This is a genomic window from Aliihoeflea sp., assembly GCF_052435475.1.
Classification (GTDB): Bacteria; Pseudomonadota; Alphaproteobacteria; order Rhizobiales; family Rhizobiaceae; genus Aliihoeflea.
Genome location: NZ_JBQVMV010000005.1, coordinates 25565 through 41958, shown reverse-complemented (window position 1 = coordinate 41958; position 16394 = coordinate 25565). Strand labels below are relative to the sequence as shown.

Genomic DNA, 16394 nt, shown 5'->3' with positions numbered 1-16394 from the left:
AGGCGATGCGACTTCTCTTTCTGGGCGACATGGTGGGACGGACGGGCCGGACGGCAGTCTGGGACCGGCTGCCGGGCCTCATCTCCGATTTCAAGCTCGATTTCGTCATCGTCAATGGCGAAAACGCGGCCGGCGGCTTCGGCATCACGGAAGAGATCTTCCGCCTGACGCTCGATGCCGGCGCCGATGTCGTGACCACCGGCAACCACGTCTGGGACCAGCGCGAGGCGCTTCAGTTCGCCCCGCACGAGGAACGCTTCCTGCGCCCCGCCAACTTTCCCAAGGGCACGCCCGGACGCGGCACCGGGGTCTACATGGCGAAGAACGGCGCGCGCGTGCTGGTCTCCAACATCATGGGCCGGGTCTTCATGCACCCCGAGCTCGACGATCCGTTCAAATGCGCCGAGGAAGAACTCGCCGCCTGCCCGCTCGGCGAGCAGGCCGACGCGGTGGTGATTGACTTCCATGCCGAGGCGACGTCGGAAAAGATGTGCTTCGGCCATTTCGTCGACGGCCGCGCCAGCCTCGTCGTCGGCACCCACACCCACCACCCGACCGCCGACCATCAGATCTTGAACGGCGGCACCGGCTATCTCACCGATGCGGGCATGTGCGGCGACTACGATTCCTCGCTCGGCATGGACAAGGAGGAGCCGCTGAACCGGTTCCTGTCCAAGGTGCCGAAGGGCCGCTTCGAGGCCGCTTCCGGCCCGGCGACGATCTGCGGCGTCAGTGTCGAGATTTCCGACCGCACCGGCCTTGCCGAGAAGATCGCGCCCTTGCGTCTCGGGCCGCGGCTCGAAGAAACCATTCCCGCCTTCTGGAACTAAAACGCGTGTTTCGCCATTGTTGCGAACCGTTGGTTGACGGCCCTTTGGCCGGCGCCTAACGCTTCACGACATCAGGGCACCCGCACCCGATCCTTTGCGGCTGGAATCACGACAATGGAATGGCTTCTCGGCTACTTCGACTGGACCGGTGACCCCACCGCCTGGGTGGCACTCGCCACCCTCATCGCATTGGAAGTCGTGCTCGGCATCGACAACCTCATCTTCATCTCGATCCTCTCCAACAAGCTGCCCGAGCACCAGCGCGAGCGCGCCCGCCGGCTCGGCATCGGCGCGGCGCTCGTCATGCGCCTGATCCTGCTCGGCACGGTCGCCTTCATCGTCCAGTTGACACAGCCGGTCTTCACCCTCTTCGGCGAGCCATTCTCCTGGAAGGACATCATCCTTCTGGTCGGCGGCCTGTTCCTCGTCTGGAAGGCGACCAAGGAAATCCACCACACGGTCGACCCGGTCGACCACAAGGAGGACATGGTCTCGCGCACGGCGACGGTCACGATGGGCGGGGCGATCTTCCAGATCCTGCTGCTCGACCTCGTCTTCTCGGTCGATTCCATCATCACCGCCGTCGGCATGACCGAGCACATCGCGATCATGTACATCGCCGTCATCATCACGGTTGCCGTGATGCTGATCGCCGCGACGCCGCTCGCCAACTTCATCGGCAAGAACCCGACCATCGTCATGCTGGCGCTGGCGTTCCTGCTGATGATCGGCATGACTCTGATCGCCGAAGGCATGGGCTTCCACGTGCCCAAGGGCTACATCTACGCCGCGATGGGCTTCTCGGCGCTGGTCGAGGCGCTCAACATGCTGGCCCGGCGCAGGAAGGCGAAGTCCATGCCGCCCGCCGCGGACACCGTCACGCCCACGCACTGAGGCCAGAATCGGCCGTGCTCAAACTCCTTCGAGGATGAGCACGGTCGGACGCCTCGGCAGCGAGCGAAGCGACACGTCGAAGGACCGGCTGTCGCGATACTCGACCTCGAAAGTCTCGCCGATCATCGCCGCGAAGGTGGAGATCGGCGTCGAGAAGCGGTGCATCGGCAGGACGATCGAGGATTGCAGCCGCGCCGTGATCTCCGACACGTCACCAAGCGACAGCGTCATGCCGCCATCGATCGGCACCATCACCACGTCGAGCCGGCCGATCGCGCCGTAATGCTCGGGCGCGAGCGCGTGGTGCAGATGGCCCAGATGCCCGATGCACAGCCCCGCGACCTCGAAGATGAAGATGGAGTTGCCGCCCTCCTCCGTCGCACCCCAGCGCATGATGTCGGTCGGCACGTTGCGGACATAGACGTCGTCGACCACCAGCGCATGCCGCGCCGGGCCCTCCTCACCCCAGCCCGGCAGGACATGGGCGATGCGCGGGTCGGGGTTGAGCGTGAAATGGGTGCCGTGCGCCTTGTTCATGGTGACGATATCGGGCAGCGGATCGGCCCCGTAGGCGCCCGAGAAGTCGGTCGCGATCCGGACCCCGCCAGGCGTCTCGATGATGTAGGTCGAATGCCCGGCATAGGTGATCGTGATGGTTTCCGCCTCGGCCTGGACCGGCGTGAAATTCGCGTAGACGACGTTCGGGACGGCTTTGGCGATCGCCAGGCACTGGCTGGGCACGGGCGCGTCCTGCGCGGCGGCTGGAAGGCCAACAAAAATGAAGAGAGCGGCGGCGAGCAGAAGTTTCATGGGCAGGGCTCCGGGCGAAGTCTGCCGCAGCGTAACCGCCGCATGAACGCCCCGGGGTCACGATTGCGCGAGGCCAGGCTTCTGGACGCCCATGGCGGTTTTCATTATAACCCGGCCAAATTTCCACTCAGCCGAACGATCGACAGGGGTGCCATGGCCGGCCATTCACAGTTCAAGAACATCATGCACCGCAAGGGCCGCCAGGATGCGGTGCGCTCCAAGATGTTTTCCAAGCTCGCGCGCGAGATCACCGTCGCCGCCAAGATGGGTGCGCCCGACCCCGCGATGAACCCGCGCCTGCGTCTTGCCGTCCAGAACGCCAAGGCCCAGTCCATGCCCAAGGACAACATCCAGCGCGCCATCAACAAGGCCGCCGGCGGCGAAGGCGACGACTATGCGGAAGTGCGCTACGAGGGCTACGGCCCCGGCGGCGTCGCCGTCATCGTCGAGGCCTTGACCGACAACCGCAACCGCACGGCCTCCAATGTGCGCGCAGCCTTCACCAAGTCCGGCGGCGCGATGGGCGAAACCGGCTCGGTCGCCTTCATGTTCGATCGCGTCGGCGAGATCGTCTACAAGCTCGAGGTCGGCGACGCCGACAAGGTGATGGAAGCGGCTATCGAGGCGGGCGCCGAGGACGTCCAGTCGGACGAGGACGGCCACACGATCTATTGCGCCTTCGAGGATATCGGCGACGTCACCTCCGCGCTCGAAGCAGCGCTCGGCGAGGCCGAATCGGTCAAGGCGATCTGGCGCCCGCAGACGGGCACGCCGGTCGACGAGGAAAGGGCGCAGTCGATCCTGAAGCTCGTCGCCACGCTCGACGACGATGACGACGTGCAGAACGTCTATGCCAATTTCGAGGTCGACGAGGCCACGATGGCGAAGCTCTCCGCCGCCTGATGACCGACGCTCCCCGGCCGCGCATCGCCATCACCTATTGCACCCAGTGCAACTGGATGCTGCGCGCGGCCTGGATGGCGCAGGAACTCCTCTCCACCTTCGGTCAGGATCTGAGCGAAGTCGCCCTCATGCCAGGCACCGGCGGCATCTTTGTCGTCACGCTCGACGGGCAGACCATCTGGGACCGCAAGGAAGATGGCGGGTTTCCCGAGGCCAAGGTGCTAAAGCAGCGCGTGCGCGACGTGGCATGGCCGCAGCGCGATCTCGGCCATTCGGACCGCTAGCCGCTTCCGCCTACGATCGGGGCAAGGCCCTTCAGCATTCGTCCCTTGGCTCGAGCAGCGGCACCGGCACGCCGGCGATCTCGGCCGCCGTGATCCGCGCCGCGGCGGCGCGCGCGATCCGCAAGGTCAGCGATTTGCGCAACGGTGCCGACAGCCGGTGCTCCGGCGCCTCGCGCATGATCTCGGCTCCGTATCCGTCCGACAGGATGAAGCCGCACTCTTCGGGGAAGATGTCGGCCGGCACGCCGGGATGGGTGGCGAAGAAGAGCCGGTCGGAATGGAGCCTGTATTCGGGCCATTTGCGGTCGACCCTGAAATCCTCGATCGACGTCTTGATCTCGACGATCCAGATATCGCCCTTGGCGGTCAGGGCGACGAGATCGGCCCGGCGCCCGGTCGGAAGGCACAGTTCCGGCAGGACGGATGCGCCCATCTGGGCGAAAAGCCGCTGGACGCCGCGACGCACGAGCAGGGCGCGGTCGGACTGGCGCCCGTCCGCGAGCGGATTGATGGAGACAGGAGAGACGATCGGCATGACACGATTTTCGCAGGATTCGCTCGCGCGGCAAAGAGTTTCGCAAAGGAAGCGGGTGCGAATTGTTGCGCTTTTGCCGCAGCGGGAGGTGCCAATGCGCTCGCAACTGCTCATTCAACCGTTTTTATCTTGGCAGAGCATGTCCGGCGCGAATAAATCGTGACCGAAGAAAGGTCGGCTTGCGGCCTTTGGGATCGCCCGTCGATGAACGCCTCGAAATTCGCAGTCGCCCTGACAGTTCTCGCCGGCCTTGGCCTTGCCGGCTGCTCGACCGACCTTGGCGGGCGCGTCTTCAGCGACAATTACGCCTCCGTGCGCGATGCGGGCTATCAGGTCCCCGCCGTGCCGCTGTCGAAGCTGCCGCGCCAGTATCAGCGGCAGATCGTCAAGTACCAGACGGACGAGAAGCCCGGCACGATCATCGTCGATACGAATGCCAAGCACCTCCATCTCGTCCTCGAAGACGGCAAGGCGATGCGCTACGGCATCGGCGTCGGCCGCGAAGGCTTCGAGTGGAAGGGCACCGCGCGCATCGCCATGAAGCGCGAATGGCCGCGCTGGACGCCACCCGCCGCCATGATCAAGCGCCAGCCGGAACTCGCCAAATGGCGGGGCGGCCAGCCCGGCGGGCTCGACAATCCGCTCGGCGCCCGCGCGCTCTACCTCTTCAATTCGGGCGGCGATACCGGCTACCGGCTGCACGGCACGCCCGAATGGGCATCGATCGGCCATGCGATGTCGTCGGGCTGCATCCGGCTCATCAACCAGGACATCATCGACCTCTACAATCGCGCCGAAAACGGCGCCAAGGTCATCGTTCTTTAGGCGAACCGTCCAGGCAACAGGACACCGCCATCAGGAAAGCCGGGCCGCAACGCCCGGCTTTTTTGTTTTCGCGGCATCGACCAGCGCCCCATGCCTGCGGCGCGCGGTCATCTCCTGCCGAACCTTCTGGCTCAACGCCTTCCCGCTTCCCGCCCCGCGCCAAACCGACTAGGGTCCGGCCCGATTGAATCGAAAGGCCTGCCCATGTCCGATATTTCCCCCGTCCTTTCCCGCCTCGACGCCGAGCTCGACGCCAGCGTCGAGCGCCTCGTGGACCTGATCGCGATCCCGTCCATCTCGACCGACGATTCCTATGCCGCCGAGTGCCGTCGCGCCGCCGAATGGCTGGTCGCCGACCTGCAGTCGATCGGCTTCGAAGCCTCGGTGCGCCCGACGGCGGGCCGGCCGATGGTCGTCGCCCACCACGCAGGCCCCGCCGGCAAGACTTCGCCGCATGTCCTCTTCTACGGCCATTACGACGTCCAGCCGGTCGATCCGGTCGAGCTCTGGAACGCCGATCCGTTCGAGGCGAAGATCGTCGAGCTGGACGGCGTCAAGGTCATCACCGGCCGCGGCTCGGCCGACGACAAGGGCCAGTTGATGACCTTCGTCGAAGCCTGCCGCGCCTACAAGGCCGTCCATGGCGAACTGCCCTGCGAGATCACCATCCTGTTCGAAGGCGAGGAAGAATCCGGCTCGCCTTCGCTGAAACCGTTCCTCGAAGCCAACGCCAAGGAACTGACCGCCGATTTTGCGCTGGTCTGCGACACGGGCATGTGGGACGCCGAGACGCCCGCCATCTCGACCGCGCTGCGCGGCCTCGTCGGCGAGGAGATCACGGTCAAGGCCGCCGATCGCGACCTTCACTCCGGCTCCTATGGCGGCGCCGCAGCCAACCCGATCCGCATCCTGGCGAAGATCCTCGCCGACATGCATGACGAAACCGGCCGCATCACCATTCCCGCCTTCTATGACGGGGTCGAAGAGACGCCGAGCCAGATTCTCGAATCGTGGAAGGGCCTCGGCGAGACGGCCGAGACGTTCCTCGGGCCGATTGGCCTGTCCGAGCCTTCGGGCGAAAAGGGCCGCCATGTGCTCGAACTGGTCTGGGCGCGGCCGACGGCCGAGTTCAACGGCATTTCCGGCGGCTATACGGGCAAGGGCTTCAAGACGGTGATCGCGGCCGAGGCCTCCGCCAAGGTCTCCTTCCGCCTCGTCGGCAGCCAGGACCCAGTCGCCATCCGCGCCGCGTTCCGCAAGTTCGTCGAGGATCGGATTCCGTCCGACTGCTCGGTGGAGTTCCATCCGCATGGCGGCTCGCCCGCCATCAATCTCGGCTACGATGCGCCCTTCTTGGTCAAGGCGCAGACCGCGCTGACCGAAGAGTGGAACAAGCCGGCGGTGATGATCGCGATGGGCGGGTCGATCCCGATCGTCGGCGACTTCAAGCGCATGCTCGGCATGGAATCGCTGCTCGTCGGCTTCGGCCTCGACGACGACCGCATCCACTCGCCGAACGAGAAATACAACCTCACCTCATTCGCCAAGGGCCAGCGCTCCTGGGCGCGCATCCTCGACGCTCTTTCCAAGGCTTGAACTCGATGACCGTTCGCTTCCATAAGGGCGATTTGCCCAATCTCGACAATTATCGCGGTCTCGCCGTCGCCATCGACACCGAGACGCTGGGCCTCAATCCCCATCGCGACCGGCTCTGCGTCGTCCAGCTTTCGCCGGGCGACGGCACGGCCGACGTGGTGCAGATCGCGCCCGGACAGAAAGAGGCGCCGAACATCGTCGCGCTCATCAATGATTCGCAGAAGACCAAGCTCTTCCACTATGGCCGTTTCGACATCGCGGTTCTCTACAACGCCTTCGGCGCCCTGGCCGAACAGGTCTTCTGCACCAAGATCGCCTCGCGCCTGACGCGCACCTATACGGATCGCCACGGCCTCAAGGACGTCTGCAACGAGTTGCTCGGCATCTCCCTGTCGAAGCAGCAGCAATCCTCCGACTGGGGCGCGACGCAGCTTTCGCCCGAGCAACTCGACTACGCCGCCTCGGACGTTCTCTATCTTCACCAGTTGCGCGAAAAGCTGCTGGAGCGCCTGCGCCGCGAGAACCGGATGGCAGAGGCCGAAGCGTGCTTCACCTTCCTGCCGACGCGGGCCAAGCTCGATCTGATGGGCTGGCCGGAAGAAGACATCTTCGCGCATAGCTGAAACGAAAAAGGCGAGCCGCGCGGCTCGCCTTTTTCTTGCGAAAGATCAGAAACTTACTCCGCCGCGACCATGCGGCCTTCCGCGCCGCGCCGGCCGTCGATCCGCGCCCAGTCGGGCCGCTCGAACAGGAAGCGGCCGTAGCCCGTCATCTGGATCAGGCCGTAGAGCATGACCGGACCGACGATGCCGGCGACGGTGACGAGGGCGGAGATCGTGCCGGTGTCGAGCCCGGTGCGGATCAGCACCGCGCGCGAAATCGCCATCGGCAGGAAAAAGGCGAGGTAGATCACGATCGAATGCGCGCCGAGCCAGGAAAGCCAGCGGCTCCACGGTCTTTCGGCGACCAGCGCCGCGACCGCGACCACCGCCAGCGCGCCGGCAAGGCCGAGGATGAGCGAGACGAAGGGCAATTCGGCAAGGCCGTGCGTCGCGCCGGACTGGTCGATCTCCGCCGTCAGGAGATGCGCCAGATGCGCCGGCGCAGGGGTGAAGACCAGCCAGCCATTGACCGGCGCCCACAGCGCCAGAATCGCCAGCGCCACGACCGGCCGGGCCTGCAGCCAGGCGGCGATGCGGAAGATGTTGGCGGCGAAGGCGTAGCCGGCGAAGAAGTAGACGAAGCGCGAGGCGAACTCGTCGGCCAACATCCACCCGGTCTCGATCGGCAGGATTTCCAGCGCCGCCGCAGCGGCGAAAACGAGCGCCACCGGCAGGTTCTTCACGAGGCGAGTGACGACGAAGAAGATCGGCAGGATGTAGATGAACCAGAGCGTTCCGAAGGGCTCGACGAAGGCCAGAAGATAGTGGTGCAGCGGCGCTGCGGCGCCCTCCTCCATCGCGATCCCCGGCGCTTTGAAGGCGAACTGGATGGTCAGCCAGAGCACGTAGAAATAGACGAAATGGACGACCTTGCGGTCGAGAAAGCGCATCCAGGGCCGGTCGATGACGAGGCCGAGGAAGAGGCCGGAAATCAGGAAGAAATCGGGCATCCGGAACGGCCGAGCGAACTCGACGACATAGTGTAGCCAGCCATGATCGTGCATCGCCTTGCCGACGCCGAGCGTCGAATGCATCATCACGACGAAGACGATGCAGATGCCCTTGGCGGCATCGACCCAGCCGACGCGATCGGCGAATGCTGCTCGGTTGGCGGTCTGCACTTGCGTTCACTCCGAACGATGAGGCTTTGTCCAGAGCAATACGCGGATAAGTTCGCCGATGTGTTAATGCGGGGTTAAAACCCGGCCGAAACCTTAACGAAAGCTGAAGTTTCGCGGTAAAAATTGCCTAAAATTCGCTGGAAACCAGCCGTTGATCGGAGGTTTCGGGCGAAAACGCGCAGTTTCCAGCGAGGCGCGGATAAGTTCAGGCGATCAGTCCGCGCGCGCCGTCCGACGCATCGCGGATTGCCGCGATATTCTTCGCATAGCTCTCGACCGAGTTGCCCTTGAAGACCGCCGAGCCGGCAACGAGGACGTTCGCACCGGCCTTCGCGACCAGCGGCGCCGTCTCCGGCGTCACGCCGCCGTCGATCTCGATGTCGATCGGCCTGTTCCCGATCATCGCCTTGATGCGCGCGACCTTCTCAACGACGGCGGGGATGAAGGCCTGGCCGCCGAAGCCGGGGTTGACGGTCATCAGGAGGACGAGGTCGAGCCGGTCGAGAACGTATTCGATGACGTTCTCCGGGGTCGAGGGATTGAGCGAGACGCCGGCCTTCTTGCCGAGGTTTTTGATCGCCTGAAGCGAGCGGTCGAGATGGGGGCCGGCCTCGGCGTGGACGGTTATGATGTCGCAGCCCGCATCGGCGAAGGCGGCGAGGTACTGGTCGGTCGGCGCGATCATCAAATGGCAGTCGAACACCTTGTCAGTGCGGTTTCGGATCGACTTGATGATCTGCGGTCCGAAGGTGATGTTGGGCACGAAATGGCCGTCCATCACGTCAAGGTGAATCCAGTCCGCGCCTGCCTTGACGACGGCTTCGACCTCGTCGCCGAGCTTCGAGAAATCGGCCGAGAGGACGGACGGGGCGATGAGGGTCGGGCTGGTCGTCATGGCTGCAGGATTTCCGAGGCGATTTACAGTGCGCTTCGCCTAAAGCCTTGGCGGGCCGGAGTCCAGAAGGGCGGAGTGATCCGGTTTTGCCTTTTGGCGAAAAGAGCCTATATAGAGGTCATCCCGCCCCTGCTTCGGGCCATTGTCCCGCAATCATGCCGCCCGGCGGCGCAGGGGTGTTCGGTCGGTTCCTTCCGGCAAAATTCGCTGCATCGGCCCGCTTCCGGCGGTGTTCGATGCCATTTCAATTCGAGAAAGGACAGGATCACATTGCAGGTCGTCGTACGTGAAAACAATGTCGAGCAGGCGCTTCGCGCGCTGAAGAAGAAAATGCAGCGCGAGGGCATCTTCCGCGAGATGAAGGCGCGCCGGTCCTATGAGAAGCCGTCGGAAAAGCGCGCCCGCCAGAAGGCGGAAGCCGTGCGCCGCTCGCGCAAGCTCGCCCGCAAGCAGGCGCAGCGCGAAGGCCTGCTGCCGATGAAGAAGAAGCCGGCACGCCCGACGGGCCGTCCGGGCGCACGCCCCGAAAGCTCGGCGGCATAAGATTTTGCTGAACAGCAAAAAGGCGGCCATCCGGCCGCCTTTTTTGTTGCAACGAGGCTGGACCCTTCAGTGCCTGTAGGTGCGCGGGCCGTCTTCGACGTCGTCGAGACGCTCGAGCAGGCTGCGCAGGTTTTGCGGCAGCGCGTGCTCGGCGCGCAGGCCGGGCATGCGATTGAGAAACCTGCGGTTCGTTTCCGAGCCCAGTTCCTTGACGATCACGGTGGAAAGTTCTGCCTCTCTCATCTCAATTCGCTTCCTTGCAGACATGACTCACAACCTCGTTTGCAGGAGAAGAACCGCCTTCGGGGCGGGTTGGTTCCGGAACACAGCGTTCCCGGCCACGAAACGATCAATTGTAGTAAAATTTGACTTAACCCTTTCTGAATCGCCCTTCGCCAACGGGTCGCGCGAAAGAATATTCCGCTGCGTCATGCCGTGATGGAAGCGTGTCGGCGAGATTTCAGCCGAGCATGCGGGTGATGATCTGGGCGGTGTAGTCGACCATCGGAACGATGCGGGCATAGTTCAGCCGGGTCGGGCCGATGACGCCGAGCGCGCCGATGACGCGGGCGTCCTTGTCGCGATAGGGCGCGACGACGAGCGAGGAACCGGAGAGCGAAAAGAGCTTGTTTTCCGAGCCGATGAAGATGCGAACGCCCGGTCCTTCCTCGGCCAGGTCGAGAAGCTGCAGCATCCCGTCCTTGGTTTCGAGGTCCTCGAAGAGATGGCGCAGGAGTTCGAGATCGGCCTGGGCGGTAACGTTCTCCAGGAGGTTGGCATGGCCGCGCACGATGAGCCGGGCCTGAAGCCCCGAGCCCTCGCCTGCCCAGACCGCCAGCCCGCGTTCCACGAGGTCCTGCGACAGCGTGTCGAGGGCGGTGCGCGTCTCTTCCTTCAGCCGTCCGATCTCCGCCTTCGCCTCGGCCAGGGTCCGGCCGCGAATGTGGGCGTTGAGGAAGTTCGACGCCTCGACGAGCTGCGAGGAGGTGACGCCGGCCGGGAGATCGACGACGCGATTTTCCACGTCGCCGTTCTGGCTGACCATGACGGCGAGCGCCCTGGTCGGTTCGAGCCGGATGAACTCGATATGCTTCAGCGGCACCTCGCTCTTTGCGGTCATGACGAGGCCGGCGCCACGCGACAGGCCGGAGAGCATCTGGCTGGCGTCGGTGAGGATGTGCTCCAGCGTCTGGCCGGAGCCCGACGCGCGCACCTGCGCCTCGATCTGGCGGCGCTCTTCGGTGGTCAGGTCGCCCAGTTCCATGAAAGCGTCGACGAAGAAGCGCAGGCCGGCCTGCGTCGGTAGACGTCCCGCCGAGACGTGCGGCGCGTAGATGAGACCCAGATGCTCGAGATCGGACATGACGTTGCGCACGGTCGCCGGCGACAGCGAGCTTGGCAGCAGGCGCGACAGGTTGCGCGAGCCGAGCGGTTCGCCCTCGCGCAGGTAGTTGTCGACGATCAGCCGGAAGATTTCGCGCGAGCGCGCGTCCAGATTGGTCAGCGTCAGGTCGGTCAAAGGGTTCATTCAATCGCGATCTTCAAGCATTCTACCTCTGAATATAGGCATTTGCGCCCGGTGCGGAACTGGTGATCCATCGCGGCGGCCGGTTTTCCTTTGCCTCGTCATCCCGGTGGCGCTAGACGGGGGACGAACCTCAACCGAACGAAAAGAGCCCCGACCCATGCGGCCATCCAAGCGCCAGCCCGACGAAATGCGGGCGATCTCCTTCGAATGCGGCGTCTCCAAACATGCCGAGGGCTCGTGTCTCGTGAAGTTCGGCGATACGCACGTGCTGTGCACAGCGAGCCTCGAAGAGCGCGTGCCGGGATGGCTGCGCAATTCCGGCAAGGGCTGGGTAACGGCCGAATACGGCATGCTGCCGCGCGCGACGGGCGACCGGATGCGCCGCGAGGCCTCGGCCGGCAAGCAGGGTGGCCGCACGCTGGAAATCCAGCGCCTGATCGGGCGAAGCCTGAGAGCCGTCGTCGACCTGCAGGCGCTGGGCGAGGTGCAGATCACGGTCGATTGCGACGTCATCCAGGCCGATGGCGGCACCCGCACCGCGGGCATCACCGGCGGCTTCGTCGCGCTGCACGAATGCCTGCGCTGGATGGAAGCGCGCCAGATGGTGCAGGTTTCCAAGGTGCTGAAGGACCATGTCGCGGCGATCTCGTGCGGCATCTACAATGGCGTGCCGGTGATCGACCTCGACTATCCGGAGGATTCGGCGGCCGACACGGACGCGAATTTCGTCATGACCGGGCGCGGCGGGATCGTCGAAATCCAGGGAACGGCGGAAAGCGAGCCGTTTTCGGAGGCGGAGTTCGCGCAGTTGATGGGGCTGGCGAAGAAGGGCATCGCAAGGCTGGTGGATTTGCAGAAGATGGCGATGGGGTAGGTTTGTCGATGGTTGCGCCCTACGTTGCCCCCCTCTGTCCTGCCGGACATCTCCCCCGCATGGGGGGAGATCACGCGCGACCAGGTGTGCGATTGGCTGATCTCCCCCCTCGCGGGGGAGATGTCCGGCAGGACAGAGGGGGGCAACGTAGGGCGCAGCCTTTGATGCGGGGTGTCTCGCGATGACGCCGACATCGATCCTCGAATCCGCGCTGTATGTCGACGACCTCGACGCGGCCGAAGCCTTCTACCGCAACGTGATGGGCCTGCAACGCATCGCCAAGGTCGACGGGCGGCACGTGTTCTTCAAGTGCGGCACCGGCGTGCTTTTGCTGTTCGATCCCGCGCAGACGGTGAAGCCGCCGGCACCTGATGCCAGGCTTCCCGTTCCGCCGCATGGCGCGAGCGGTGCGGGACATCTGTGTTTTGCCGGCACCGAGGACGAGATCGAGCGCTGGAAGGGGCATCTGGAAACGCACGGCGTTGCCATCGAGGCCGATTTCCGGTGGCCGTCGTCGAAGCCGGACGAACCATCGGGCGGACGCTCCATCTATTTTCGCGATCCGGCGGGCAATTCGCTGGAAATCGCCAATCCGAAGATCTGGGGACTTTGAATGCGCACTCTGGACGACCGCAAGATCGTGGTGGCGAGCCACAACAAGGGCAAGCTGGCGGAGATCGCCGACCTGATCGCGCCGTTCGGCTTCGAGGCGAAGTCGGCGGCCGAATATGGCCTGCCCGAGCCTGACGAGACCGGGACGACGTTCGAGGAGAACGCCTACATCAAGGCGCATGCGGCGGCGAGCGCGACCGGGCTGCCGGCGCTGTCGGACGATTCGGGCCTGATGGTCGATGCGCTGGGCGGCGATCCGGGCGTCTATACGGCGAATTGGGCCGAGCTTGCCGACGGCACGCGCGACTTTCAGGTGGCGATGGAGCGCACGCAGAAGCTGCTCGACCAGAAAAACGCGCATATGCCGCAGGACCGGCAGGGCAAGTTCGTCTCGGTGATCTGCGTTGCCTGGCCGGACGGGCATGCCGAGTATTTTCGCGGCGAGGCGCAGGGAACGCTGGTCTGGCCACCGCGCGGGACGAGTGGTTTCGGCTATGATCCGATGTTCCAGCCGTCCGGTCACGAGCGGACGTTCGGCGAGATGAGCGCCGAGGAGAAGCATGGCTGGAAGCCAGGGCAGGACGAGGCGCTTTCGCACCGGGCAAGGGCGTTTCAGGCGTTTGCGCGCGAGATGCTGGGGGCGGGGTGAGTTGGACGGAGTGGTTGTTTTGACGAAGGGGACCCCCACCCTTTTCAGTGCGAGCCGCGGGTCTCGCCCGTCCTTCGGACCCCCACAAGGGGGAGGGAAGGCGTCTGCGTTGCGCGATCTCTTGTGGGGTGAGCCAAATTTAGGCGGGGCGTGGATGCCCCCTCCCCCTTGTGAAGAGGGCAAGGGTGGGGGTGTGCGCCCTGTCAGGACTGGCCGATGACCGACGATCCGGGTTTCGCCGTCTATATCCACTGGCCGTTCTGCGCGGCCAAGTGTCCCTATTGCGACTTCAATTCCCATGTCCGCCATCAGCCGGTCGATCAGGCGCGGTTTGCCGCGGCGTTCGATCGCGAGATGGCGACGATGCGGGCGCGGACGGGCGGTCGAAAAGTCGATTCGATCTTTCTGGGCGGCGGCACGCCGTCGCTGATGGAGCCGGAGACGGTGGGGGCGGTGCTGGAGAGCGTCGCGCGCTACTGGACCGTGCCGGACGGGATTGAGATTACGCTGGAGGCGAATCCGTCATCCGTCGAGGCGGCGCGATTCCGCGGTTATCGGGCGGCGGGGGTCAATCGGGTTTCGCTCGGCGTCCAGGCGCTGAACGACGCCGATCTGCGGTTCCTCGGACGGCTTCACGATGTCGAGGGGGCGCTGCATGCGATCGGGCTGGCGCGCGAGATTTTCCCGCGGCTTTCCTTCGACCTGATCTATGCGCGGCCGCACCAGGGCCTCGACCAGTGGGCGGCGGAGCTTGACCGGGCGATCGGCTATGCCGCCGATCATCTGTCGCTCTACCAGCTCACCATCGAGGACGGGACGCGGTTCCAGCTTCTGCATGAGGCGGGAAAATTCGTGATGCCGGAGCCGGACCACGCGGCGGACCTCTACAAGCTGACGCAGGAGGTGACCGCGGCGCGCGGGCTGCCGGCCTACGAGATTTCCAACCATGCGCGGCCGGGCGCGGAGAGCCGGCACAATCTGATCTACTGGCGCTATGGCGAATATGTCGGCATCGGGCCGGGGGCGCATGGCCGGTTCGTCGAGAATGGCGAGCGGATCGTGACGTTCACCGAAAAGCTACCCGAGGCGTGGCTGGAGCGCGTCGAGGCGCGCGGGCATGGCATTACCGGCGGCGAGCGGCTGACGCGCGAGGAGGAGGCCGACGAGTTCCTGCTGATGGGGCTGCGGCTGGCCGAGGGGATCGACCTCGTGCGCTACGAATCGTTGTCCGGACGGTCCTTGTCCTCGAAGCGGATCGCGGTGCTCCAGGAGGAGCGTCTCGTCGCACCGGTCGGCAATTCGCGGCTGCGGGCCACAGCGGACGGGATGATCGTGCTCGACGCGGTGGTGGCGGATTTGGCGCGCTGATTGTCGTTTCGCGCGGTCTTGCCGGCGTAATAGGGTTCGAAACTGTCCTGGATGGTCAGGGGCATTGGGGAAACCTCCGCATTCTGCCTTCGAACCGGGCAGATGCCCAAATTGTTCCCACCGATCGCGGCGAATTTTCGGCGTCCGGATAAAGGAAGATGGCGATGGCGGAGGGCGAGCGAATCTACATGATCGGACAGGCGCAGATGCGTGCGCCGGTGCCCGAGCCTGCGCTCTATCTGGTCGCGACGCCGATCGGAAACCTCTCCGACATCACGCTGCGGGCGCTGGAGACGCTGGCGGGCGCGGATGTGCTTGCCTGCGAGGACACGCGGGTGACGCGCATCCTGCTGGAGCGCTATGGCATCAGGCGCAGGCTGGTCGCCTATCACGAGCACAATGCGGCCGAGGCCGGGCCGAAGCTGATCGCGGCGCTCGGTGAGGGAAAGTCGGTCGCGCTGTGCTCGGATGCGGGGACGCCGCTCGTCTCGGACCCCGGTTTCCGGCTGGTCGGCGAGGCGGTGGAGGCCGGGCATCGCGTGGTGCCGATCCCCGGCGCGTCGTCGACGCTCGCCGCGCTCTCGATCGCCGGGCTGCCGTCGGACGCGTTCTTCTTTGCGGGATTTCTGCCGGTCAAGGACGGGCAGCGGCGCACGCGGTTCGACGAGGTCGCGCGCATTCCCGGCACGCTGATCTTCTTCGAAAGCCCGCGCCGGCTGGCGACGAGCCTGAAGGCCATGCTGGACGTGCTGGGCGACCGGCCGGCGGCGGTGGCGCGGGAGCTGACCAAGACATTCGAGGAGGCGCGGCGCGGGACGCTGGCTGAACTCGCGGCGCATTATGCGGAAGCCGATACGCCGAAGGGCGAGGTCGTCGTCTGTGTCGGGCCGCCGCTGGAACAAGCTGCGGCGGAGGGGGTGGACGTCGACCGGCTGCTGCTCGACCTGGCGCGCGACATGCCGGCGTCGAAGGCGGCCGGCGAGGCGGCGAAGATGACGGGGCAGGCCAAGCAGGATCTGTTCCGCCGGCTGGTGGAATTGCGGGACGCGCAGGATGGATAGGCTCGGCGCCTATCGGCACGGCAACCGGTCGGAATGGCTGGCGGCGATGGCGCTGCGGCTGAAGGGTTATCGGATCGTGGCGCGGAACTTTCGCACCAAGGCGGGCGAGATCGACATCGTGGCGCGGCGCGGCGATCTGGTCGCGATCGTCGAGGTCAAAGCGCGCCGCGATCTCGTTGCCGCGATGGATGCGGTGGGCGTCGCGGCGCAGCGGCGGATCGAGGCGGCGGCGGACCACTGGCTCTCGCGCCAGCCGGATTATGGGCGGCTGTCGGTGCGGTTCGACCTCGTTGCCGTCTTGCCGCGGCGGTGGCCGGTGCATGTGGAGAATTTGTTTCAGGGACGAAATTGAGCCATAGCGCCCCCTCCGTCGCTTCGCGCCACCTCCCCCTTGAACGGGGGAG

20 protein-coding genes are annotated in these 16394 nt (G+C 65.2%); 14 read left to right on the top strand and 6 right to left on the bottom strand.

From position 1 onward, the window contains the following. Nucleotides 1–5: 5 nt before the first annotated feature. Both ACT6QU_RS08475 and ACT6QU_RS08470 read left to right on the top strand, forming a co-directional pair. On the top strand, nt 6–830 hold the full coding sequence (locus tag ACT6QU_RS08475; protein ID WP_024586947.1) for a TIGR00282 family metallophosphoesterase: 825 nt from the start codon (nt 6–8) through the stop codon (nt 828–830). A 114-nt stretch (nt 831–944) separates the two neighbouring features. After that, nucleotides 945–1724 carry a TerC family protein gene (locus ACT6QU_RS08470; RefSeq protein ID WP_024586946.1) on the top strand — a complete coding sequence of 260 codons (780 nt, stop codon included), beginning with the start codon at nt 945–947 and terminating at the stop codon, nt 1722–1724. Nucleotides 1725–1742: 18 nt separating this feature from the next. Here ACT6QU_RS08470 and ACT6QU_RS08465 read toward each other — a convergent pair whose 3' ends face one another. Then, complete coding sequence (locus ACT6QU_RS08465) at nt 1743–2534, bottom strand: MBL fold metallo-hydrolase (RefSeq protein ID WP_444564108.1); 792 nt, start codon at nt 2532–2534, stop codon at nt 1743–1745. 153 nt (nt 2535–2687) lie between these two features. Here ACT6QU_RS08465 and ACT6QU_RS08460 point away from each other — a divergent pair, with 153 nt between their 5' ends. Continuing rightward, nucleotides 2688–3437 carry a YebC/PmpR family DNA-binding transcriptional regulator gene (locus tag ACT6QU_RS08460; protein ID WP_444564109.1) on the top strand — a complete coding sequence of 250 codons (750 nt, stop codon included), beginning with the start codon at nt 2688–2690 and terminating at the stop codon, nt 3435–3437. After that, nucleotides 3437–3721 (top strand): SelT/SelW/SelH family protein, encoded by a 285-nt coding sequence (locus tag ACT6QU_RS08455; RefSeq protein WP_444564110.1) that lies wholly within the window; start codon nt 3437–3439, stop codon nt 3719–3721. Before ACT6QU_RS08460 ends, ACT6QU_RS08455 begins: the two co-directional genes overlap by 1 nt. Nucleotides 3722–3752: 31 nt before the next feature. Here the strand turns inward: ACT6QU_RS08455 and ACT6QU_RS08450 are convergent, their stop codons facing one another. After that, nucleotides 3753–4256 carry an MmcB family DNA repair protein gene (locus ACT6QU_RS08450; protein ID WP_444564111.1) on the bottom strand — a complete coding sequence of 168 codons (504 nt, stop codon included), beginning with the start codon at nt 4254–4256 and terminating at the stop codon, nt 3753–3755. Between the two features lie 204 nt (nt 4257–4460). On the opposite strand from ACT6QU_RS08450, the gene ACT6QU_RS08445 reads away from it, so the two are divergent. The 3 genes from ACT6QU_RS08445 (at nt 4461) to ACT6QU_RS08435 (ending at nt 7300) form a co-directional block, all read left to right on the top strand. Further along, nucleotides 4461–5081 carry a L,D-transpeptidase gene (locus tag ACT6QU_RS08445; protein WP_444564112.1) on the top strand — a complete coding sequence of 207 codons (621 nt, stop codon included), beginning with the start codon at nt 4461–4463 and terminating at the stop codon, nt 5079–5081. Nucleotides 5082–5285: 204 nt separating this feature from the next. After that, nucleotides 5286–6677, top strand: coding sequence for a M20/M25/M40 family metallo-hydrolase (locus tag ACT6QU_RS08440; protein ID WP_444564113.1), 1392 nt, complete (start codon nt 5286–5288; stop codon nt 6675–6677). Between the two features lie 5 nt (nt 6678–6682). Continuing rightward, entirely contained in the window at nt 6683–7300 is a 618-nt protein-coding gene (locus ACT6QU_RS08435) for a ribonuclease D (protein WP_444564114.1), read from the top strand. Nucleotides 7301–7353: 53 nt separating this feature from the next. Here ACT6QU_RS08435 and ACT6QU_RS08430 read toward each other — a convergent pair whose 3' ends face one another. After that, a complete protein-coding gene (locus tag ACT6QU_RS08430; protein WP_444564115.1) occupies nt 7354–8460 on the bottom strand; it encodes an acyltransferase family protein in 1107 nt (368 codons plus the stop codon). 205 nt (nt 8461–8665) lie between these two features. Beyond that, the gene (gene rpe / locus ACT6QU_RS08425; protein ID WP_444564116.1) at nt 8666–9355 is read right to left on the bottom strand and encodes a ribulose-phosphate 3-epimerase; all 690 of its coding nucleotides are present in this window, start codon (nt 9353–9355) and stop codon (nt 8666–8668) included. Between the two features lie 270 nt (nt 9356–9625). Here rpe and rpsU point away from each other — a divergent pair, with 270 nt between their 5' ends. Next, a complete protein-coding gene (rpsU, locus tag ACT6QU_RS08420) occupies nt 9626–9898 on the top strand; it encodes a 30S ribosomal protein S21 (RefSeq protein WP_024586936.1) in 273 nt (90 codons plus the stop codon). 66 nt (nt 9899–9964) lie between these two features. Here the strand turns inward: rpsU and ACT6QU_RS08415 are convergent, their stop codons facing one another. Both ACT6QU_RS08415 and hrcA read right to left on the bottom strand, forming a co-directional pair. Continuing rightward, on the bottom strand, nt 9965–10141 hold the full coding sequence (locus tag ACT6QU_RS08415) for a hypothetical protein (protein ID WP_161632253.1): 177 nt from the start codon (nt 10139–10141) through the stop codon (nt 9965–9967). A gap of 217 nt (nt 10142–10358) precedes the next feature. After that, complete coding sequence (gene hrcA, locus ACT6QU_RS08410) at nt 10359–11426, bottom strand: heat-inducible transcriptional repressor HrcA (RefSeq protein ID WP_444564117.1); 1068 nt, start codon at nt 11424–11426, stop codon at nt 10359–10361. Nucleotides 11427–11583: 157 nt separating this feature from the next. Between hrcA and rph the strand changes: the two genes are divergently transcribed. From rph to ACT6QU_RS08380, 6 genes are all read left to right on the top strand, one after another. Beyond that, nucleotides 11584–12300, top strand: coding sequence for a ribonuclease PH (rph, locus tag ACT6QU_RS08405; RefSeq protein WP_444564118.1), 717 nt, complete (start codon nt 11584–11586; stop codon nt 12298–12300). A 181-nt stretch (nt 12301–12481) separates the two neighbouring features. Continuing rightward, the gene (locus tag ACT6QU_RS08400) at nt 12482–12913 is read left to right on the top strand and encodes a VOC family protein (RefSeq protein ID WP_444564119.1); all 432 of its coding nucleotides are present in this window, start codon (nt 12482–12484) and stop codon (nt 12911–12913) included. Then, nucleotides 12914–13561, top strand: coding sequence for an RdgB/HAM1 family non-canonical purine NTP pyrophosphatase (gene rdgB / locus ACT6QU_RS08395; RefSeq protein WP_024586931.1), 648 nt, complete (start codon nt 12914–12916; stop codon nt 13559–13561). A 216-nt stretch (nt 13562–13777) separates the two neighbouring features. Continuing rightward, entirely contained in the window at nt 13778–14929 is a 1152-nt protein-coding gene (gene hemW, locus ACT6QU_RS08390) for a radical SAM family heme chaperone HemW (RefSeq protein ID WP_444564120.1), read from the top strand. 164 nt (nt 14930–15093) lie between these two features. Further along, nucleotides 15094–15990, top strand: a complete 897-nt coding sequence (rsmI, locus tag ACT6QU_RS08385) for a 16S rRNA (cytidine(1402)-2'-O)-methyltransferase (protein ID WP_444564145.1) — start codon at nt 15094–15096, stop codon at nt 15988–15990. Further along, entirely contained in the window at nt 15983–16342 is a 360-nt protein-coding gene (locus ACT6QU_RS08380) for a YraN family protein (protein ID WP_444564121.1), read from the top strand. The genes rsmI and ACT6QU_RS08380 overlap by 8 nt, the downstream gene beginning before the upstream one ends. The last annotated feature ends 52 nt before the right edge of the window (nt 16343–16394 follow it).